The sequence below is a fragment of the Bradyrhizobium sp. SMVTL-02 genome, from assembly GCF_051853005.1.
Classification (GTDB): domain Bacteria; phylum Pseudomonadota; class Alphaproteobacteria; order Rhizobiales; family Xanthobacteraceae; genus Bradyrhizobium.
In genome coordinates this window covers 2,428,809-2,447,668 of the sequence record NZ_CP182469.1, presented here as the reverse complement: position 1 = coordinate 2,447,668, position 18,860 = coordinate 2,428,809, and the positions used below count along the sequence as shown (strand labels likewise).

The window sequence follows — 18,860 nt, the reverse complement described above, 5'->3', positions numbered from 1 at the left end:
CCGCGGCAGCAGTCTGGATTACTTCGCTGCGCTCGCAATCACGAGGAGGAGAGCAGCGCGCAGGCATCCATCACCGTCACCCTGAGGACGACGGGGCTGATGATGGACCAGCCGACCTCCCGCCGCGCACGTCCATCTGCGGCCGGCCGATCCAGGCGCGGTTGAGGCAGCGGGTCATCCAGTCGGGCCGCAACTCGCCCCGCAGCCGCGCCTGGGCCTCCTGATAGGGGCCGACATAGCGCAGCCTTTCGGGAAGTCTAGGATAGACGCGCCTGATCCATCGCAGTGCATTGTCGGCGGATCTGGCGTCGCCCTCGTCGAGCTCAAAACCAAAACCGGCACGCAAGCGCTCCGGCAGCATCCTCGCCGTGAGCGCGCGATACCACCGTGGCGGACGCAGCCACGGGCGCGCGCCCGTGAAGATCTGCGTCGCGATCTCGCGTGCCGCGGCGCTGACCGTCAGCGTGTCCGACTGTACCATCGCTGCGGTGTAAGCGGCGAAGCCGGACCAATCCGCCGGCAGGTCGTCCGCCCTCAGTCCGAACAGAGCACCGAACGTCCGGCTATCGGCCCAGTAACGCTCGCGCTCCTCCGCCGAGAGCGGTGGCAGCACGAGATCATGCGCGATCAGCGCGGTGTCGACCAGCGTGGCGTGAACCCAGCGCAGCGACGGAATGTCGTTGGCATAGTAGCGCGAGCCTGCCGCGAATGGACCGACCGTCTCGGGCATCTGCCCGACGATCATGCCGTGGCGCCGGTGCAATTGCCGCGACGACAGCAGCGCCCTGTCGAGCGAGCCGAACACCATGGCGAAGACGATGTCGAAGGTGCGGTGGAAGCGGCCGATCGGATCGGCAAAGGTTGTGGAATGCTCGGCGATGGCGGCGGCGACCCAGGGATGCGACAGTTGCAGCAGCAGCGCGCGACCGGCGCCGAGGAAGTTCACGGCCTCCCGGTCGATCTGCCAGGTCACCGTGTCGGGACCGAACACGCCGGCAACCGGGCCCGCCGCATTCGCGCGGACCTTGTCGAGTGCCGCTTCCAGATCTTTCTCACCGACCACTTGCGAGTCTCGCGCCGAAGACGCCGCGATCATAGCCCAGACCGCACGCTCTTGACATCGTCATCGCCGAAACAAATGACGGACAGGACCGTCACTCCGCCGCAATCGGCATCTCGTCCGTATGCTCATGCAGCACCACGCCGGCGAGCGGATCGAACTCGCCGATCCAAGGCCTGCGCGCCAGCACCGATCGCGTGTGAGCGTAGCCGGCATGCCAGCGCCGCGTGATCCCGGACGGGCTGAAGTCGATATCCTTGGTATGGGTCTCGTGCTCGAGCTGCGGCGCCAGCAGCCGCACCACATGCATGCGGGTTGGACAGCCGTAGCTCGTCAGCTCCCGCACCGCGGGATCGTTGCGCTCGCTCTCGGGCAGCCGCGCCGCGAGCTGGTTGATGACATGGCGCAGACGATGGGCCTGCTGCTGTCGGACGATCTGGCTGGCGATGCGGCTGGAATATTGCACGTCCTTGTGCCGGTTCAGCACCTCCGCCATCGTGGTCGGCTCCGGTCCGACGGGATTCCAAAGATGCACGGAGAAGATCAGCGAATCCCTGCGTGGATTGTCGTCGAACACCGCCTCCGTCGGCGTGTTCGACAGGATGCCTCCGTCCCAATAGAGCTCGCCGTCGATGCGCACCGCCGGAAAAGCCGGCGGCAGTGCACCTGAAGCCATCACATGCTTCACCGTCAGCTCGCCGTCGCGGCTGTCGAAATAGCGCATCTCGCTGGTGCCGACATGAGCCGCACCGACCGTCAGGCGCGGCGTACAACGATTGGCCAGATCGAAGTCGACCAGCTCGCTCAGCGTCTTCTCCAGCGGCACTGTCGAATAGAAGCCGGCGTGATCGGGACCCAGCGGATAGGAATCGCCGGCATGCGCCAGCGGATTGGGCCGGAAGAAACCTGGAATGCCGTGGGTGACCGTCGACCAATAAGCCAGCTTCTCGTTGAAGCCGGGAAACGCGGTGCGCCAGTCCCAGACCGGCTGCTGCTCCATTCGCTTCCAGAACTCGCGCAAGCGCGCGAGGCGGTGCTCCCTTGCGTTGCCGGCAATCAGGCTCGCATTGATCGCACCGATCGACGTGCCGATGATCCAGTCCGGCTCGATGCCGGCTTCCTGCAAGGCCTGGTAGACCCCGGCCTGGTAGGACCCGAGTGCGCCGCCGCCCTGGAGCACGAGAACCACCTGCCCCGGCAGGTCCATACCCTTGCGCTGCGCATTGTCCCGGATCCCGCTCATGTCTCGCTCCTGTCGAGCCTATGGTTATCATTCGTCGGGCGTAAGGCCATTGTTACATCCTGCCGTTCTCGGCGATTGTCGGGCCTTTTGGAAATGCCGGCTGGCTTCCATAACCATACGCAGGCGCTATCGAGCCCGGGATGTCATTCCCTGTCCGGATCGGCTAGATTCCGCTCGATCCAGCTGGGAGCCGATCCATGGAAATGCACCAGGTCCGCTATTTCCTCGCGGTGGCGCAGCTGTTGAATTTTACCCGCGCCGCCGAGGAATGCAACGTGACGCAGCCCTCGCTGACGCGCGCGATCAAGCAGCTCGAGGCCGAGCTCGGCGGCGACCTGTTCCGCCGCGAACGGCCGGCCGCACAACTGACAGAGCTCGGCCAGCGCATGCATCCGCTGCTGAAGCAATGCTTCGACGCCGCCAGCGGCGCGCGCTCGCTCGCTTCCTCGTTCCAGAGCGGCGAGATCGGCGCGCTGCGCATTGCGCTGACGCATTCGATCGACCTGGCCCTGCTCATTCCGCATCTCAACGAAATCAGGCGGCAGTTCAACCGGCTCGAGCTGCGCTTCCTGCGCGGGACCAGCCGCGAGGTCGGTGAAATCCTGAAGAAGGGCGAAGCCGAACTCGGCATCGCCGCCGAGATCGACGAAACCTGGGAGCGGCTCGACGTGTGGCCGCTGTTCACGGAAGGCTTCGATCTCGTCGTCAGCAGGAAGCACCGTCTTGCCGGGCACGACACGGTCGAGCCGGATGATTTGCGCGCGGAGCAATTGCTCGGCCGGAATTACTGCGAGCATTCCCGCCGTATCTCCGCCAGCCTGCGCGAGCACGGCATCGACGTCGATCACGGCCACGAGATTTCGAGCGAGCGCGATCTGATCGAGCTGGTCGAGGCCGATATCGGCATCGCCATGATGCCGCACACCTCGCCGGTGCCGGAGAGCGTCAAACGCGCGGCAGTCGCCGGGCTCGACGCACGCCGCACCGTCAGCCTCTACGGCGTCGCCGGCCGGCAGCGAACGGCCGTCGCCAATGCGATGATGCGGATGCTGCGCGGCGCGGACTGGCGGGAGATCGCGGGATAGCAGATGAGCGCTCTTGCACCACGCGAGGTGCGCATTGCTGTGCCCTCGCCCCTTGTGGGAGGGGGCAGCGACGCTGGCAGACGCAGACTCGCTTGGGTGAGGGTATGTCTCCGCGAGCATCAGTGCACGCGGATAGATACCCCTCATCCGGCGCTTCGCGCCACCTTCTCCCACGAGGGGAGAAGGGAAGAAAGCGGGCTCAATTCTCCCGGCTCGCACGCTCCAGCGCTTCGATCAGATCGTCGATCTCCATGCGCTTGCGGAAATCCGGATCGACGAAGCGCGCCTTGACGATCCCGTCGCGGCCGACGACGAACACGGCGGGGATCGGCAGCATCCAGCCGTCATTGCCGTGAAACTTCGCCATGTCCTGATACGACAACAGGCCCTGGATCTCGCTGCCGAGCCAGATCGCGAGATTGAGCGACAGCGCATAGCCGTTGTCGAGATCGGTCAGGATCGGAAACGGCGCGCCGGAGTCGGCCTTGACCTGCCGCGTGTATTCCTGCGTCTCCGGCATGATCGCGACGACCTGCGCGCCGATCGACTTGATGCGCTCCTGCGCCTGCACCACGGCGCGGACATTGAGCCGGCAATAAGGGCACCAGTGTCCGCGGAAGAACATCACCGCGACGGGACCTTGCTCCAGGAGCGCGGGCAGCGCGACCAGACTTCCACTTTCATCCGGCAGCATGAATGGTGGCATGGCATCGCCCGGACGCGGGGCGGTCTCGCCTCCGCCGTTGCCGTTCAGTCTCGCCACCAGGCGATCCACCGCCTCGCCATAGGCCGGAAACACCTGACGGCTCGCATCCGCATAGGCCCGGAGCTGATCGTTCAGCGTCCCCTCCATGTCGCGGCAACGCTGGAACGCGAGCCTCAGTCGATCGGTGTCGGCTGGTGAGAGAGACGTCATCTTCCGCTCCGGCGTTCCTGATGCGAATAGTAGGTGAGATCGGGCCGCCCGCAAGGGCGGCCGTCGCGCGTGGACCGGTTCAGTTCACGTAAAAATTGCCGGTGGGATCAAGCCGCCCCGACGTGGAATACAGCGTGCCGTTGTCCATGAAGAAGACGGTGTTGGCGGGCACCTTCTTGGCGTTCCTCATCATGGCTTCGTGGTTCTTCTCGGCCGGGGCCATGGCCATCGCCGACATCTTGCCCGGCCCGCCATAGACATAGGCCATGTCGGCCTTCAAATCCCAGGCCGCTTCCGAGAAGGCCGATGTGGCGATCACCGCGAAGGCGGCGGAAAAGATCAGGGTTTTTGACACTTTCGTCATGAGATGCTTCTCCGGATTGACGTGAACGCCCGCCAATCGGGCGCCCTGTCATCGGACGCCAGATCCCCCGGAAGCGGAAATGCCGATGCCCAATCGGTTCGATAGCCGCCGCGCATCAAGATAGCGCAGGGCTATCGCATCGAAAGCAAGCCGGCATTTCAACATCGGCGCGGTCTCGACGAAGCTCCTGCCATAGCCGGCGACCAGCGAGGTTGCGGCCAACAGAGGAGACTTCCCATGTTCAAGCAACGCATGTTGTCGCGCCTGGTCTGGTCGGGCGCAGCCGTACTCGGTGCACTGACATTCGCGACGCCGATCCTGGCGGGCGAATGTCCCGCCGACAAGATCAAGCCGAACGCACAGCAGATGGTCGACTTCAAGCCGGTCGGCGTCACCGACGTGACGCTCGGCACGATCGACCTCGGCAAGCAGCCCGCCCATATCGAGGGCCGGGAGCTGCGCTTCCGCAAGCTGACCATCGCCCCCGGCGGCATCGTGCCCTGGCACAGCCATGACGACCGCCCCGCCCTGATCTTCGTGCAGCAGGGCCAGATCGTGGAATACGCGTCCAACTGCGTCGACCCGATCATGCACAAGGCCGGCGACATCCGCCCCGAGGTCTACGGCACCTCGCATTGGTGGAAGAACCTCGGCAAGGAGACCGTCATTCTCTATGTCGGCGACGTCCGCAAGGATCCCAACGATCATCACATGTAATTCGCTGTGGCCATCCTTCGAGACGCCCGCTTCAGGCGGGCTCCTCAGGATGAGGACGGTGTGTGCGCGGCAGCAGCCTAAGGGCACCGATGTCGCTCAGCCTCATCCTGAGGAGACCGGGAAGCGGTCGTCTCGAAGGACGAGGCGCACCCTCGGGGCTGACAAAACGAGAAGTGCGATAGCCCTACGTCATTCCGGCTCGCGAAGCCGCACCCGGAATGACATCCGGCATGAGGAGACGCAACGACATGACCGATCTTTCCGCGCCGATCAGACCGGCCGCAATAACGATGGCGGCGCACTCGCCGGGCCTTGCGCTGCGCTCGCTCGTGATCGGCCTCACCGCATTCCTGACCGTCGTCGACCTCTTCGCAACGCAGGCGATCCTGCCCTCGCTGACGCGACACTACGGCGTCACCCCCGCAGCGATGGGCTTTGCCGTCAACGCCAGCACCTTCGGCATGGCGATAGCCAGCCTCGTCGTCGGCTTCTTCAGCCCGCACATCAACCGGCGGACGGGCATCCTGCTCAGCCTGACGCTGCTGGCGATCCCCACCAGTCTGCTCGCGTCCGCGCCCAACCTTGCCGTCTTCACCGCGTTGCGGGTCGCGCAGGGCCTGTGCATGGCCTCCGCGTTCGCGCTCACCCTCGCTTATCTCGGCGAGCAATGCAGCGCGATGGACGCCGGCAGCGCCTTTGCCGCCTACATCACCGGCAACGTCGCGAGCAACCTCGTCGGCCGGCTGATCTCGGCGGCGGTCGTCGATGGCCTCCGCCTCGCCTGGAATTTCTATTTGTTCGCAGCGCTCAATCTCACCGGCGCGGTGCTGGTCTATTTCACGATCCGACGCATGCAGCCGATGCCCGCGATGATGCCAACTTCGCCGCTCGCCGCCGCCATCGCGCACTGGCGCAATCCGCGGCTCCGTGCGGCCTTCGGCATCGGCTTCTGCATCCTGTTCGCCTTCATCGGCACTTTCACGTTCGTGAATTTCGTGCTCGTGCGGCCGCCGTTGGCGCTGGGCATGATGGACCTCGGCCTCGTCTATTTCGTCTTCCTACCCTCGGTCGTCACGACGCTTCTGGCCGGCAAGGCCGTCGCTCGGCTCGGAACGCGGCCGACGATCTGGGGCGCGCTCGCCGTCGCCGGGCTCGGCCTGCCCTTGATGATGGCGCCGCATCTCGGCGAAGTGCTCGCCGGCATGGTCCTGGTCGGCGTCGGCACGTTCTTCGCGCAGGCCGCTGCGACAGGCTTCGTCGGGCAGGCGGCAAGCGAGAATCGCGGCATCGCCAGCGGCACTTATCTCGCGTGTTACTTCTGCGGCGGCCTGGTCGGTACGGCCGTGCTCGGCCGGTTGTTCGACAGCTTCGGCTGGCACGCCTGCGTCGCCGGCGTCGGCGCAGCCCTTGCGCTGGCGGCCCTGCTCGCCCTCGCGCTGAGGCCCTGAAGCGCGATGAGATTTGGATGAATCGTCATCGCGCCTTAGATCGTTGCTTACGCATGATCTTTCCGGAAAACCGCTTCGCACTGTTCCGGATCATGCTTTAGCGCTTGACCGGTGCGTCCTGCGGCGGCTCGTCGTCGGCAATGGCGCGCCAGGCGGCGCCGTCGAGATCGTCGTACTGGCCGCTTTTCAGTGACCAGAGGAAGGCGACGAGACCGGCACCTCCGAGCATCAAGGCCAGCGGCACCAGGATGACCAGGATCTCCATCACACCATCTCCCGCGAGGCGCTGCGGGCGCGCAGCGAGTTCAGCATCACCAGGATCGAGGATCCGCTCATGGCGGCCGCCGCAATCAGGGGCGTCACCACGCCGCTGATCGCGACCGGCACGGCGAGCACGTTGTAGCCGATCGCGAGCCAGAGGTTCTGCCGCATCAGATGCAGCGCCTTGCGCGAGGCGTCGATGGCGGCGACCACGGGGGCCAGCGGCCGGCCGAGGAAGACGAGGTCGGCGGTGGCCTGGCTGAGATGCGCGGCCGAGATCGGCGACATCGAGACATGAGCGGCCGCCAGCGAGGGCGCATCGTTCATGCCGTCGCCGACCATCAGCACCTTCATGCCTCGCCGTTTCAGCTCCTCGATCCGCGCGATCTTGTCGGCCGGCGTGACGCCGGCGCGCCATTCGGGAATGGACAGCGCGTGCGCCGCCGCCGTCACCGCCGGCTCGCGGTCGCCGGAGAGGATCTCCATGCCGATGCCGCGCGCCCTCAGCGCCGTGATCACGGCCTGCGCGTCCGGACGCAGGCCCTGGCGCACCGAAAGGATGAATTTTGCGGTGCCCTTGCTGAACGCAACGATGGAAGCTTCGGGATCGAGATCGTCGGTCAGCCCGGCGAGACCCTCGGCACCACAGAAGGACGGACGGCCGAGGCGGATCTCGACGCCATCCACGGTGGCATGCACCCCCTGCCCGGCATCCTCGACCGCGCCGATGACAGGTGACCTGGCGCCCGCGGCCTGCGCCACCGCGGCGGCGACGGGATGATGGCTCGACAGCGCCAGACGTCCGGCGAGCTCGAAGATGTCGGCGGGGATATCGGCTGCGTTCATCACTTCGAGATCAGGCAGCGTCAGCGTGCCGGTCTTGTCGAAGATGACATGGTCGGCTTCCGCCAGCCGCTCGATGGCATCGCCCGCATTGAGCAGCACACCCGCCCTGAACATCGCGCCCGAGGCCACCGTCTGCACGGTCGGGATCGCGAGACCCAGCGCGCAGGGACAGGTGATGATCAGCACGGCGACGCCGGTCACGATCGCATCATGCCAGGACGCACCGGCGATGACCCAGGCGAGAATGGTCAGAAGCGCTGTCGCATGCACCACCGGCGCGTAGAGCCGCGAGGCGCGGTCGGCGAGGCGCATGTAGCGTGAGCGCGCCTGGAGCGCGTTGTCGAGCAGCCGCGTGATCTCGGCGAGCAGCGTCGCCTCGGAGGCCGCCGAGACCCGCACCCGCAGCGTGCCGGAGATGTTCATCGATCCCGCATAGACCGGCGTGCCATGCTCCGCGGTAACATAGAGCGTCTCGCCGGTGATCAGGCTCTGGTCGATCTCGGAGCGGCCCTCGATCACGGTGCCATCGACCGCACAGCGCTCGCCGGGCCGCAGCAGCACGATGTCGCCGGGATGGATCGCCGCCACCGGCACCTGCGAGATCTCGTCGGGCCCGACGAACTTGGCCGCGGTCTCCGCCTTCAGCGCTGCGAGATTGCCTGCGACCGCGCGGGTCCGCCGCCGCATGTTCTGGTCGAGGAAGCGGCCGACCAGCAGGAAGGTCAGCAGCATGATCGCCGCGTCGAAATAGGCGTGCTCGGCGTGGTGGATGGTCTCCACCACGGACATGCCGAGCGCCAGGATCACGCCAATCGAGATCGGCACGTCCATGTTGGTCGTCTTGGCCGAAAGCGCCCGCCAAGCCGAGCGGAAAAACGGCTGGCCGGCATACGCCGCGGCCGGCAGCGCGATCAGCGCCGACAGCCAGTGAAAGAAATCGCGCTGCTCCGGCAGCATGTCCGAGACGTTGCCGGACCATACCGGGATCGACAGCATCATCACGTTCATGGTGGCGAATGCCGCGACGCCGAGACAGCGCAGCAGGAAGCCGGATTCGGCGACCTCGGCGGCTTCCGCGCTCTCGGTCTCGAACGGATAGGCCTTGTAGCCGAGCTCCTCCAGCCGGTCGATGAAGCGGCCGGGATCGAGGGTGCCGGCCTTCCATTCCAGTGCGACACGGCGATCGGTCAGGTTCACGCGCGCCAGCGTGACATCAGGAATGGCAGAAAGGCCGCGCTCGATCTTGGCCATGCAGCCGGCGCAATGAACGCCCTCGACCGCGAGGTCGATATGCCGGAGGCCCGCGCCGGCGTCGCGAACATAGTGAGAGAAATCGCGTGTGACCTGCATGGCGGCATCCTCAGTTCAGGATCACGCGGTTGCGCGACAGGAACACGCGCCCTCCGCGCGCCTCGCCCTCGATCACCAGATCCCACTGTCCCGGCGCGACGGACGCGGCATTGCCGCGATAGATGCCGATGCCGGCTTCCGCCAGCTCGACCTTGAGATCGCCGCGCTTGTCAGTCGGCCGCTCCAGGCGTCCGCCGAACTTCAGTCCGGAGATCGGCTGTCCGCTCGCATCACGCGCCTCGACCTGGATCGCAGCGCCGCCATCGTTTCGACGCTCGATATGGGCGCTGACCTGCCATTTGCGCGCGGCCTGTTCCTGCGCCGCCGAGATCTCGCGGTCATAGGTGAGGCCCGCGGCATAGGGGCTGTCGACGTCCGTGCCCGGCAGCGTCGCGATCGCGAGCTTCATCATGGTCACGTTGACGCTGATCACGAGGCCGAAGAAGGCGACCAGCATCAGGAGCACCTTGGTTCCGGTCAGCGGCTTGGATGCCATGGCAGTCTCCTCATGCTACGGCGCGACGAAATTGTCGGTGGCGGAGGCGACTTCGCCGAGGCCGATATCGGTGACGTGGAAGCGGACCGGGACCGACTTCTCCGGATTGCTTTCCGCCGGCGCCGTCACGAGCAGGCGCAGCTCGCTGGTGGCATCGCGGGGAACCACGACCATCGGCCGGTCGGGCGTCACGGAATCCACGCCGACGACAAGGACGGTCAGATTGGGCGGGCCGTCCGCGTCGATCGCGATGACGCGGTCGTAACCGCTCTTGTTCAACAACCGCACGGTATAGGCGTTGCGGATCGAGCCGTCGCTGAGCTTGACCGCCACCGGATTGCGGTCGTGCAGCACGTTGACGTCGAGCAGGCTGCGCGTCGCCAGCGTATAGATCATGATGCCACCGACCGCGGCGATGATCGCGCTGTAGACGATCGTGCGGGGCCGAACGATCCGGTAGATCGGCGCCTTGCCTTCCTGGCGGCGATGGATGTTGATGTCGTTGTCGTAGCCGATCAGCCGCTTCGGCCGGCCGATCTTGGCCATCACGTTGTCGCAGGCATCGATGCAGAGGCCGCACTGGATGCATTCCATCTGCGGCCCGTTGCGGATGTCGATGCCGGTCGGGCAGACCGCAACGCACTGGTAGCAATCGACGCAGTCGCCGACCTGCTGACCGAGCGCGCGCAGCTCGGCCGCCTTCTTCACCGAGGTGCGCTTCTCGCCGCGGTCGTAGCGATAGGTGACGTTGAGCGCCCATTCGTCGGTGAGCGCCGCCTGGATGCGCGGCCACGGGCACATATAGGTGCAGACCTGCTCGCGCATGTAGCCGGCGAGCAGATAGGTCGTCGCGGTGAGGATGCCGATCCAGATATAGGCGATCGTCGGCGCCTGGAAGGTGACGAGCTGCTTCACCAGGGTCGGCGCGTCGTTGAAGTAGAGCACCCAGGCGCCGCCGGTCCACCAGGCGATCAGCAGCCAGATCGAATGCTTGAGCACGATCTCGGAGATGCGCTCGAGCTTCATCGGATCGGCCGACGCGTCCTTCTTCATCCGCTCGCGCCGGTCGCCCTCGATCAGGCGCTCGACGGCATAGAACAGGTCGGTCCAGACCGTCTGCGGACACAGATAGCCGCACCAGATGCGGCCGCCGATGGAGTTCATCAGGAACAGCGCGACGGCTGCCACGATCAACAGGCCGGTGAAGTAGTAAACCTCCTGCGGCCACAACTCGATGAAGAAGAAATAGAAGCGACTGTTGGGAAGGTCGATCAGCACCGCCTGGCTGGGCGCGCCGAGGCCGCGGTTCCAGCGCACGAAGGGCAGGAAGTAGTAGACGCCGAGGCAGAACGCCATCAGGCCCCATTTGATCCGTCGGAACGTGCCCTGGACGCTCTGGGGATAGACCTTCTTCCGGGCCGCGTAGAGCGGCCCATAGTCGTCTTCCGATGTGAGGTCTTTGGGGTTCACGGTCTTGTTCATCGCCTGGAGCTTCTCGAAGGTGCGATTGAACCTAGACCCGACACCGCCGCGTCAGTTGATCCAGCTCAAACGGGGGCGTTTTTGTTCGCCCCCGTCTGGACCGAGGCCAGCGCATAGGGAAGCGGCTTCCCTGCGGCGCGGTCGTCTCGAAGGACGACGCCACGCGCTCAGGCCGTGCCAAATGCCACATGCGGTTGCTGCGTTCCGTCGCTCCGGATCTGCTACTTTCCGCCACCCAGCGAATGCACGTAAACCGCCATAGCCTTGATGGTGGCGGGGTCGAGCCGCCCTTCCCAAGCCGGCATGACGCCGGCACGGCCCTGGCTGATGGTCTCGATCAGGGCGGCCTCGTCCGAGCCATAGAGCCAGATCTTGTCGGTCAGGTTCGGGGCGCCCAGTTCCTGGTTGCCCTTGCCGCCGTCACCGTGGCAGGCGACGCAGTTCTCAGTGAAGATCTTCTCGCCCTTCACCGCATCAAAGCCCTTGCGGGTCGAAAGGCCTGACAGCGAGCGCACGTAGTTGGCGACCGTGACGATCTCGTCGGCCTTCAGCACGCCGTCCTTGCCGAAGGCGAGCATCTGTCCCTCATGCGTCTTGGCATGCCCCGAACGCGCGCCGAACTGGATGGTCTGCATGATCTGGTCGAGCGTGCCGCCCCACAACCAGTCGTCGTCGTTCAGGTTCGGGTAGCCCTTGGCGCCGGCACCGCCGGAGCCGTGGCACGGCGCGCAGTTGTCGCCGAACACGGTCCTGCCCTTGGCGCGGGCGAGCGCCAGCAAGGCCGGGTCCTTCTCGATGTCGGCGAGCGGCGCCGCCGCCAACGCCGCCATCTTCTCGCCGCGCAACGCCTCGAGATTGGCGAGTTCCACCGCGAGGCTGGCGCGCGTCGAGTAGCCGAGCAGCCCGGTCGTATGGCTCGAGATCAGCGGCCAGGCCGGATACACGATCCAGTAGCCGATCGACCAGAGGATGGTGAGGTAGAAGCTGATCACCCACCAGCGCGGCAGCGGCGTGTTGAGCTCCTTGATGCCGTCCCATTCATGTCCGGTGGTGGACTTGCCGGTGACGGTATCGACTTCGCTATGATCGGTCATGGTCTTTCACTCCTCCCGCAACGGCAGGCGTGCCGCTTCGTCGAACGCGGCCTTGTTACGGGGCCAAAATGCGTAGGCGATGATCGCGAGAAAGATCGCGACGAACACCGGCGTCCAGATCGTCGTCACCAGTTCGGACGCAAGATTGTGGGCTGTCAGGATGGCTTTCATCGTTGATGCCTTCTCAGCGAAGATTGGCTTTCTCGTTGTAGATCTTGAAGTCGACGAGCGTGCCGAGCATCTGCAGGTACGCGATCAGCGCGTCCATTTCGGTCGGCGTACCGGTCTTGCCGTCGAAGTTGCGCACCACCGCCTTGGCGTATCGCTTGCTGAAGGCGTCGGAGCCCGCATTGTCCGGATCGGCCTGGGCCTTCATATCGGCGCCCGCGTTGGCGATCTGGTCGTCGGTGTAGGGCACGCCGACGGCCCGCAGCGTGCGCATGTGGTCGGCGATCGTGTCCGCATCCACCTCGTTCTGGCTGAGGAACGGATAGCCCGGCATCACCGACTGCGGCACGATCGCGCGCGGGTTGATCAGGTGGGTGACGTGCCAGTCGTCGGAATATTTGGCGCCGACGCGCGCAAGGTCCGGACCGGTGCGCTTGGACCCCCACTGGAACGGATGGTCGAACATGCTTTCGGCGGCGAGCGAGAAGTGGCCGTAGCGCTCGACCTCGTCACGCAGCGGCCGGATCATCTGCGAATGGCAGAGATAGCAGCCCTCGCGGACGTAGACGTTGCGCCCCGCAAGCTCGAGCGGCGTGTAGGGCCTGACCCCGTCGACCTTCTCGATCGTGCTCTTGAGGTAGAACAGCGGCGTGATCTCGACGAGACCGCCGATCGAGATCACCAGGAGGATGCCCACGATCAGGATGATCGAGTTCTTTTCGAAGATTTGGTGGCGTGTCCAGAACGACATTGCTTGAGCTCCTCATTCCGCCGGCTGAAGAGCGACGGGCATCTGGACCTCCGCCTCGCCGACGCGAACGGTCATCCAGAGATTGTAGGCCATGATCAGCGAGCCGATCAGGAACAGGCCGCCGCCTGCGGCGCGGATGATGTAGAAGGGATGCATCGCCTCGACGGTTTCGATGAAGGAATATTCGAGGAAGCCGAGCGAGGTGTAGGCGCGCCACATCAGGCCCTGGAGGATGCCGGACACCCACATCGCCGAGATGTAGAGGACGATGCCGAGGGTCGCGACCCAGAAGTGCCAGTTGACGAGCTTCAGGCTGTAGAGGCCCTTGCGATTCCAGGCCCACGGCACCAGGCAGTACAGCGCGCCGAAGGAGACGAAGCCGACCCAGCCGAGCGCGCCGGAGTGGACGTGGCCGATGGTCCAGTCGGTGTAGTGGCTGAGCGAGTTGACCACCTTGATCGACATCATCGGGCCTTCAAAGGTCGACATGCCGTAGAAGGCGACGGAGACCACCAGCATGCGCAGCACGGGATCGGTGCGCAGCTTGTCCCAGGCACCCGACAGCGTCATCAGGCCGTTGATCATGCCGCCCCAGGACGGCATCCACAGCATGATGGAGAAGGTCATGCCGAGCGTCTGCGTCCAATCAGGCAGCGCCGTGTAGTGCAGGTGGTGGGGACCTGCCCAGATGTAGAGGAAGATCAGCGCCCAGAAGTGGATGATCGACAGGCGGTAGGAATAGATCGGCCGGTCGGCGCGCTTCGGAATGAAGTAGTACATGATGGCGAGGAAGCCGGCGGTCAGGAAGAAGCCGACCGCGTTATGGCCGTACCACCACTGGAACATCGCATCCTGGATGCCGCCCCAGGCGACGTAGGACTTCGAGCCGAACGCCGAGACGGGAAGCGCCGGATTGTTGCCGAGATGCAGCACCGCGATCGTGACGATGAAGGCGAGATAGAACCAGTTCGCGACGAAGATGTGCGGTTCCTTGCGCTTGATGATCGTGACGAGGAAGACGAGCAGATAGACCACCCAGACGATGGTCAGCCACAGGTCCGCGTACCATTCCGGCTCGGCATATTCCTTCGACTGGGTGACGCCGAGCAGATAGCCGGTGCCCGCGACCAGGATGAAGAAGTTGTAGCCGATCACGACGAACCAGGGCGCGAGGTCGCCGGCGAGGCGAACGCGGCAGGACTTCTGCACGACGTAGAAGGACGTTGCGATCAGCACGTTGCCGCCGAACGCGAAGATCACGGCCGAGGTGTGCAGCGGCCGCAACCGGCCGAACTGGATCCACGGCAGATCGAAGTTCAACGCGGGCCAGGCCAGCTGCGAGGCGATGATGAGACCGACGAGGAAGCCGGCGATGCCCCAGAACATCGCCATGAAGGAGCTGAACTTGATCGGCCCCATGTTGTAATTGGGACGGCCGTTGATCTCCGCCGGCGGCAGCGCCGCCGGGCGCTCGAAGTAGCGGTTGATGATGCAGAACACCGCCGCCACGCTCGCCGCCGCGCTGAGCGCGGCATGGAAGGCGAACGGCGCGTCGAGCGCCTTGGCCGCGGCGACCACGCAGAGGAAGGCGGTGGCTGCAAACACGACAGCCAGGCCGCTTTCACCGATGGTCATGGATTTGGAGATGGAGGGCTGGCTCATGTGGATTCTCTCTGAAAGAACACGGAGCCAGAAACCACATTCACCCTCGCGGGGAATTGATTGAAATCAACACAAATGGATTTCCGCTCATGGGAGACGGCGGCCGGTTGATGCGCCCTCTCCCCTTGCGGGAGAGGGCACGTCTCCGTGGAGACAGACCCCTCATCCGGCGCCATAGCCGAAACTTCGCTTCGGCGTTCTCAAGAACGGCCGCCGTAGGCGGCCTATGCCACCTTCTCCCGCAGGGGGAGAAGGAAGAAGTCAGTCGCTTGCCGTGGCCTTGAGCGCCTTGATGACGTCCTCGCGGGCGATGATTCCGACCAGCTTCTGCGCGCCGTCGAGCACGATGATACTCCTGATGCGGTGCTCGACCATGATCTGGAGCACGCGCGTCAGGCGCGTATCGGGGCTGACATAGATGAATTCCGGTGTCATGACGTCGCCGATCTTGCGGCTCATCAGGTCATGGTAGCGCGGCAGCATCTGGTTTGGGCTGAAGGCGAAGCACTTCAGGATGTCGAACTTGGTGACGATGCCGACCACCTGTCCGTCGTCCTCGACCGGATAGGAGTTGAAATCGTCGCGCTCGAACATCTCGCTGAGCTCGAGCATGTTGCGGTCGCGCTGCACCGTCTTGACCTTGCGCGTCATGTAGCCACCGGCGGTCTGCTCGAGAAATCTGTACACGGCGCGTCCTCCTCAACTCGCTATGGCCGACCGGCCGTCAGTGCGACAGCAGCACGCAACGCGTGGATTGCGTGAGCAGGTGCCGGGTGACGCCGCCCAGGATCAGCTCACGGAACCTCGAATGCCCGTAGGCACCCGCCACGATCAGGCCGGCGCCGACGTCGGCGGCGGCCTTCTCCAATTGCACGGCGGCGGGTTCGTTCCGCGCAGCCTCCGAGACACGCGCCGTCGCGGTGGCTCCGTGACGGGCGAGCCAGGCGGCGACGTCAGTGACGCCGGCCATCACGCTCGAGTGGTCGTCGCCCTGCTCCGGAATCCCGACGACGGTGACGTCCCTCGCCTTGCGCAGCATGGGCAGCGCGTCCGCCACCGCCCGCCGCGCCTCCGCCGTATCCTTCCACGCCACCAGCACGCTGCGCAGATCGAGCCAGTTGACGCGGTCGGGCACGACGAGAAGCGGACGGCCGAGCTGCATCACAAGATCCGTGGGGCTTGCCAGCGCGAAGGCGTCGGAGACTGCCGGGCTCTGCCCGCCGCTGACGACGACGTCGGCGCAGCGCGCGTGCGCCAGCACGAAGCGCGCCGGAAAGTCCAGGGCGCTGCGCCACTCCCCGTGCCCGCCACGATTCTTCGTCGCGGCGCGGAATTGCGCCTCGAGACCCGCCAGGCGCCGCTTGACGGACGCTTCGCCCTCCTCGATCAGCCGTTGGCCCTCGGCGCCGTCGGTGAAGTAGAGCGGCGGCGCAAACTGCGCCGCGGCAACCCCGACGATGGCCGCTTCGAATCGCTCGGCGAGCTCGCCCGCGACCTGAAGACACGCCTCATTGGATCGATCGAGCGCCAGGCTGACCATCACGGTCGCGTATGTCATCGGGATTCTCCGCACGGCATGAACTGGCGCGAAATCTAGCCTCGCCGGTGCAAGGCAGGATGAGCTAGATCAAATCGCCGGCCGCCCGGTCGCGGGGAATCCGGCAATGGAATCAGACATCCGAACTTGCCTCCGGCCCGCCCATGGGTGAAATTGCCCTCAGTCTCGCGGCACCTTGCCCGCCGCATCAAGATGGGAGCCGTCGATTGTCGCCGACCCGCGTAACGCATCCGCCAGACGATGGTCGCGGCGAGCATTTCCGAGTCCGGATCGAGGGATTCGGCGTCGGCACCTGGGATCTCGACCTCGCAACGCGGGAACTGGACTGGTCGGACACCGCCAGGACGCTGCTTGGCATCGCGCAGGGCCAGCCCGCGAGCTACGGCCTCTTCCTGTCGCGTCTCGAGCCCAGGGATCGCGACCGCGTGGAAAGCGCGATCAAGCACGTCAGCGAACGCGGCGGCGGCTTCGACGTGTCCTTCAAGGTCGCGGGCGCCAACGGAGGACAGTGGATTCGCGCCCGCGCCGGCGTCATCCGGGACGAAGCCGGCTCGGCCCGGCATCTCAGCGGCATCTTCCTCGATATCGACGAGGAGAAGCAGGTCGAGGAAGCGCTGCGGACCCGCGAGACCCACCTCCGCTCCATCCTCCACACGATCCCCGACGCCATGATCGTCATCGACGGCCACGGCATCATCCAGCTTTTCAGCACCGCCGCCGAGCGCCTGTTCGGCTGGTCCGAGCACGAGGCGATCGGCCAGAACGTCAGCATCCTGATGCCGGAGCCCGACCGCTCCCGGCATGACAGCTACATCGCCCGCTACCGCACCACCCACGATCCCCACATCATCGGCATCGGCCGCATCGTCACCGGCAGGCGCCGCGACGGCACCACCTTCCCGATGCACCTGTCGATCGGCGAGATGCAGTCCGGCGGCGAGCCCTATTTCACCGGCTTCGTCCGCGACCTCACCGAGCACCAGCAGACTCAGGCGCGGCTCCAGGAGCTGCAATCCGAGCTCATCCACGTCTCCAGGTTGAGCGCCATGGGCGAAATGGCCTCCGCCCTCGCGCACGAGCTCAACCAGCCGCTGGCGGCGATCAGCAACTACATGAAGGGCTCGCGGCGGCTGCTGGCCGGCAGCGTCGACCCGAACGCGGCGAAGGTCGAGAGCGCGCTGGATCGTGCCGCCGAGCAGGCGCTGCGCGCCGGCCAGATCATCCGGCGCCTGCGCGACTTCGTCTCCCGCGGCGAATCGGAGAAGCGGGTCGAGAGCCTGTCCAAGCTGATCGAGGAGGCCGGCGCGCTCGGGCTCGCCGGCGCGCGCGAGCAGAACGTGCAGCTCCGCTTCAGCCTCGATCCGGAAGCCGACCTCGTTCTCGCCGACCGGGTGCAGATCCAGCAGGTCCTGGTCAATTTGTTCCGCAACGCGCTGGAGGCGATGGCGCCGTCGCCGCGGCGCGAGCTGGTCGTCACCAACACGCCCGTTGCCGACGACATGATCGAGATCGAGGTGTCGGACACCGGCTCCGGCTTCCAGGACGACGTCATTCCAAACCTGTTTCAGACTTTCTTCACCACCAAGGACACCGGCATGGGCGTGGGACTGTCGATCAGCCGCTCGATCATCGAGGCTCACGGCGGACGCATGTGGGCCGAGAGCAACGCATCGGGCGGGGCGACATTCCGCTTCACCCTCCCGGCAGCCGACGAGAATTGATGCATGACGACCAAGGGACATGTCTACGTCATCGATGACGACGAGGCGATGCGGGACTCGCTGAACTTTCTGCTGGATTCCTCCGGCTTCGGCGTCACGCTGTTCGACAACGCGCAGAGCTTCATCGACGCCCTGCCCGGCCTCGCCTTCGGCTGCGTCGTCTCCGACGTGCGCATGCCGGGCCTCGACGGCATCGAGCTTCTGAAGCGCATGAAGGCGCAGCAAAGCCCGTTTCCTATCCTGATAATGACCGGGCACGGCGACGTGCCGCTCGCGGTCGAGGCGATGAAGCTCGGGGCGGTCGAGTTCCTGGAGAAACCGTTCGAGGACGATCGTCTCACCGCCATGATCGAAACTGCGATCCGCCAGGCCGAGCCGGCCGCCAAGAACGAGGCCGTCGCGCAGGACATCGCCGCCCGCGTCGCATCCTTGAGTCCCCGGGAGCGCCAGGTGATGGAGGGACTGATCGCAGGTCTTTCCAACAAGCTGATCGCGCGCGAATACGACATCAGCCCGCGCACGATCGAAGTGTACCGGGCCAACGTCATGACCAAGATGCAGGCCAACTCTCTCTCGGAGCTGGTTCGCCTCGCGATGCGCGCCGGCATGCTCAAGGATTGAGGCAAGTCAAGGCGGTT

Annotated in this window: 20 protein-coding genes; 5 read left to right on the top strand and 15 right to left on the bottom strand. The window is 65.5% G+C overall.

From position 1 onward, the window contains the following. Nucleotides 1–76 precede the first annotated feature (76 nt). Nucleotides 77–1,063 (bottom strand): oxygenase MpaB family protein, encoded by a 987-nt coding sequence (locus ACNJYB_RS11445; RefSeq protein WP_439374050.1) that lies wholly within the window; start codon nt 1,061–1,063, stop codon nt 77–79. 91 nt (nt 1,064–1,154) lie between these two features. After that, nucleotides 1,155–2,303, bottom strand: coding sequence for a DUF3734 domain-containing protein (locus ACNJYB_RS11440; RefSeq protein WP_439374049.1), 1,149 nt, complete (start codon nt 2,301–2,303; stop codon nt 1,155–1,157). A gap of 197 nt (nt 2,304–2,500) precedes the next feature. Here ACNJYB_RS11440 and ACNJYB_RS11435 point away from each other — a divergent pair, with 197 nt between their 5' ends. Further along, a complete protein-coding gene (locus ACNJYB_RS11435) occupies nt 2,501–3,388 on the top strand; it encodes a LysR family transcriptional regulator (RefSeq protein ID WP_439374048.1) in 888 nt (295 codons plus the stop codon). 199 nt (nt 3,389–3,587) lie between these two features. On the opposite strand, the gene ACNJYB_RS11430 is transcribed toward ACNJYB_RS11435, so the two are convergent. The 3 genes from ACNJYB_RS11430 to ACNJYB_RS11420 all read right to left on the bottom strand — a co-directional run bounded on the left by ACNJYB_RS11430 (nt 3,588) and on the right by ACNJYB_RS11420 (nt 4,890). Further along, the gene (locus ACNJYB_RS11430; RefSeq protein ID WP_439374047.1) at nt 3,588–4,304 is read right to left on the bottom strand and encodes a peroxiredoxin-like family protein; all 717 of its coding nucleotides are present in this window, start codon (nt 4,302–4,304) and stop codon (nt 3,588–3,590) included. Nucleotides 4,305–4,383: 79 nt separating this feature from the next. Continuing rightward, nucleotides 4,384–4,668 carry a hypothetical protein gene (locus tag ACNJYB_RS11425; protein ID WP_439374046.1) on the bottom strand — a complete coding sequence of 95 codons (285 nt, stop codon included), beginning with the start codon at nt 4,666–4,668 and terminating at the stop codon, nt 4,384–4,386. Nucleotides 4,669–4,716: 48 nt separating this feature from the next. Further along, complete coding sequence (locus ACNJYB_RS11420; RefSeq protein ID WP_439374045.1) at nt 4,717–4,890, bottom strand: hypothetical protein; 174 nt, start codon at nt 4,888–4,890, stop codon at nt 4,717–4,719. Nucleotides 4,891–4,905: 15 nt separating this feature from the next. Between ACNJYB_RS11420 and ACNJYB_RS11415 the strand changes: the two genes are divergently transcribed. Beyond that, entirely contained in the window at nt 4,906–5,385 is a 480-nt protein-coding gene (locus tag ACNJYB_RS11415; protein WP_439374044.1) for a cupin, read from the top strand. Between the two features lie 248 nt (nt 5,386–5,633). Further along, a complete protein-coding gene (locus ACNJYB_RS11410; protein WP_439374043.1) occupies nt 5,634–6,833 on the top strand; it encodes an MFS transporter in 1,200 nt (399 codons plus the stop codon). A gap of 97 nt (nt 6,834–6,930) precedes the next feature. Here ACNJYB_RS11410 and ccoS read toward each other — a convergent pair whose 3' ends face one another. The 10 genes from ccoS to ACNJYB_RS11360 form a co-directional block, all read right to left on the bottom strand. Beyond that, on the bottom strand, nt 6,931–7,098 hold the full coding sequence (ccoS, locus tag ACNJYB_RS11405) for a cbb3-type cytochrome oxidase assembly protein CcoS (RefSeq protein ID WP_439374042.1): 168 nt from the start codon (nt 7,096–7,098) through the stop codon (nt 6,931–6,933). Beyond that, on the bottom strand, nt 7,098–9,290 hold the full coding sequence (locus tag ACNJYB_RS11400; RefSeq protein ID WP_439374041.1) for a cation-translocating P-type ATPase: 2,193 nt from the start codon (nt 9,288–9,290) through the stop codon (nt 7,098–7,100). The genes ccoS and ACNJYB_RS11400 overlap by 1 nt, the downstream gene beginning before the upstream one ends. A gap of 10 nt (nt 9,291–9,300) precedes the next feature. Further along, the gene (locus ACNJYB_RS11395) at nt 9,301–9,786 is read right to left on the bottom strand and encodes a FixH family protein (RefSeq protein ID WP_439374040.1); all 486 of its coding nucleotides are present in this window, start codon (nt 9,784–9,786) and stop codon (nt 9,301–9,303) included. A gap of 15 nt (nt 9,787–9,801) precedes the next feature. Then, nucleotides 9,802–11,268: a cytochrome c oxidase accessory protein CcoG gene (gene ccoG, locus ACNJYB_RS11390; RefSeq protein ID WP_439374039.1), complete on the bottom strand. Its 1,467-nt coding sequence runs from the start codon at nt 11,266–11,268 to the stop codon at nt 9,802–9,804. 221 nt (nt 11,269–11,489) lie between these two features. After that, nucleotides 11,490–12,362, bottom strand: a complete 873-nt coding sequence (gene ccoP, locus ACNJYB_RS11385) for a cytochrome-c oxidase, cbb3-type subunit III (protein WP_439374038.1) — start codon at nt 12,360–12,362, stop codon at nt 11,490–11,492. Nucleotides 12,363–12,368: 6 nt separating this feature from the next. Next, nucleotides 12,369–12,533: a cbb3-type cytochrome oxidase subunit 3 gene (locus ACNJYB_RS11380; RefSeq protein WP_018646866.1), complete on the bottom strand. Its 165-nt coding sequence runs from the start codon at nt 12,531–12,533 to the stop codon at nt 12,369–12,371. 13 nt (nt 12,534–12,546) lie between these two features. After that, nucleotides 12,547–13,281, bottom strand: coding sequence for a cytochrome-c oxidase, cbb3-type subunit II (gene ccoO, locus ACNJYB_RS11375; RefSeq protein ID WP_439374037.1), 735 nt, complete (start codon nt 13,279–13,281; stop codon nt 12,547–12,549). Between the two features lie 12 nt (nt 13,282–13,293). Then, nucleotides 13,294–14,943: a cytochrome-c oxidase, cbb3-type subunit I gene (ccoN, locus tag ACNJYB_RS11370; RefSeq protein ID WP_439374036.1), complete on the bottom strand. Its 1,650-nt coding sequence runs from the start codon at nt 14,941–14,943 to the stop codon at nt 13,294–13,296. A 261-nt stretch (nt 14,944–15,204) separates the two neighbouring features. Next, on the bottom strand, nt 15,205–15,630 hold the full coding sequence (locus ACNJYB_RS11365) for a CBS domain-containing protein (protein WP_439374035.1): 426 nt from the start codon (nt 15,628–15,630) through the stop codon (nt 15,205–15,207). Between the two features lie 37 nt (nt 15,631–15,667). Then, nucleotides 15,668–16,501 (bottom strand): universal stress protein, encoded by an 834-nt coding sequence (locus ACNJYB_RS11360; RefSeq protein WP_439374034.1) that lies wholly within the window; start codon nt 16,499–16,501, stop codon nt 15,668–15,670. Between the two features lie 206 nt (nt 16,502–16,707). Between ACNJYB_RS11360 and fixL the strand changes: the two genes are divergently transcribed. Both fixL and fixJ read left to right on the top strand, forming a co-directional pair. Continuing rightward, nucleotides 16,708–18,222 (top strand): sensor protein FixL, encoded by a 1,515-nt coding sequence (gene fixL / locus ACNJYB_RS11355; RefSeq protein ID WP_439374033.1) that lies wholly within the window; start codon nt 16,708–16,710, stop codon nt 18,220–18,222. A gap of 3 nt (nt 18,223–18,225) precedes the next feature. Then, nucleotides 18,226–18,843 carry a response regulator FixJ gene (gene fixJ / locus ACNJYB_RS11350; RefSeq protein WP_439374032.1) on the top strand — a complete coding sequence of 206 codons (618 nt, stop codon included), beginning with the start codon at nt 18,226–18,228 and terminating at the stop codon, nt 18,841–18,843. The last annotated feature ends 17 nt before the right edge of the window (nt 18,844–18,860 follow it).

Excerpts from the sequence above, each read along its gene's own strand:
- ACNJYB_RS11440 (WP_439374049.1), bottom strand. The coding sequence starts at position 2,303 with ATGAGCGGGATCCGGGACAATGCGCAGCGCAAGGGTATGGACCTGCCG.
- ACNJYB_RS11435 (WP_439374048.1), top strand. The coding sequence starts at position 2,501 with ATGGAAATGCACCAGGTCCGCTATTTCCTCGCGGTGGCGCAGCTGTTG.
- ACNJYB_RS11430 (WP_439374047.1), bottom strand. The coding sequence starts at position 4,304 with ATGACGTCTCTCTCACCAGCCGACACCGATCGACTGAGGCTCGCGTTC.
- ACNJYB_RS11425 (WP_439374046.1), bottom strand. The coding sequence starts at position 4,668 with ATGACGAAAGTGTCAAAAACCCTGATCTTTTCCGCCGCCTTCGCGGTG.
- ACNJYB_RS11415 (WP_439374044.1), top strand. The coding sequence starts at position 4,906 with ATGTTCAAGCAACGCATGTTGTCGCGCCTGGTCTGGTCGGGCGCAGCC.
- ACNJYB_RS11410 (WP_439374043.1), top strand. The coding sequence starts at position 5,634 with ATGACCGATCTTTCCGCGCCGATCAGACCGGCCGCAATAACGATGGCG.
- ccoS (WP_439374042.1), bottom strand. The coding sequence starts at position 7,098 with ATGGAGATCCTGGTCATCCTGGTGCCGCTGGCCTTGATGCTCGGAGGT.
- ACNJYB_RS11400 (WP_439374041.1), bottom strand. The coding sequence starts at position 9,290 with ATGCAGGTCACACGCGATTTCTCTCACTATGTTCGCGACGCCGGCGCG.
- ACNJYB_RS11395 (WP_439374040.1), bottom strand. The coding sequence starts at position 9,786 with ATGGCATCCAAGCCGCTGACCGGAACCAAGGTGCTCCTGATGCTGGTC.
- ccoG (WP_439374039.1), bottom strand. The coding sequence starts at position 11,268 with ATGAACAAGACCGTGAACCCCAAAGACCTCACATCGGAAGACGACTAT.
- ccoP (WP_439374038.1), bottom strand. The coding sequence starts at position 12,362 with ATGACCGATCATAGCGAAGTCGATACCGTCACCGGCAAGTCCACCACC.
- ACNJYB_RS11380 (WP_018646866.1), bottom strand. The coding sequence starts at position 12,533 with ATGAAAGCCATCCTGACAGCCCACAATCTTGCGTCCGAACTGGTGACG.
- ccoO (WP_439374037.1), bottom strand. The coding sequence starts at position 13,281 with ATGTCGTTCTGGACACGCCACCAAATCTTCGAAAAGAACTCGATCATC.
- ccoN (WP_439374036.1), bottom strand. The coding sequence starts at position 14,943 with ATGAGCCAGCCCTCCATCTCCAAATCCATGACCATCGGTGAAAGCGGC.
- ACNJYB_RS11360 (WP_439374034.1), bottom strand. The coding sequence starts at position 16,501 with ATGACATACGCGACCGTGATGGTCAGCCTGGCGCTCGATCGATCCAAT.
- fixJ (WP_439374032.1), top strand. The coding sequence starts at position 18,226 with ATGACGACCAAGGGACATGTCTACGTCATCGATGACGACGAGGCGATG.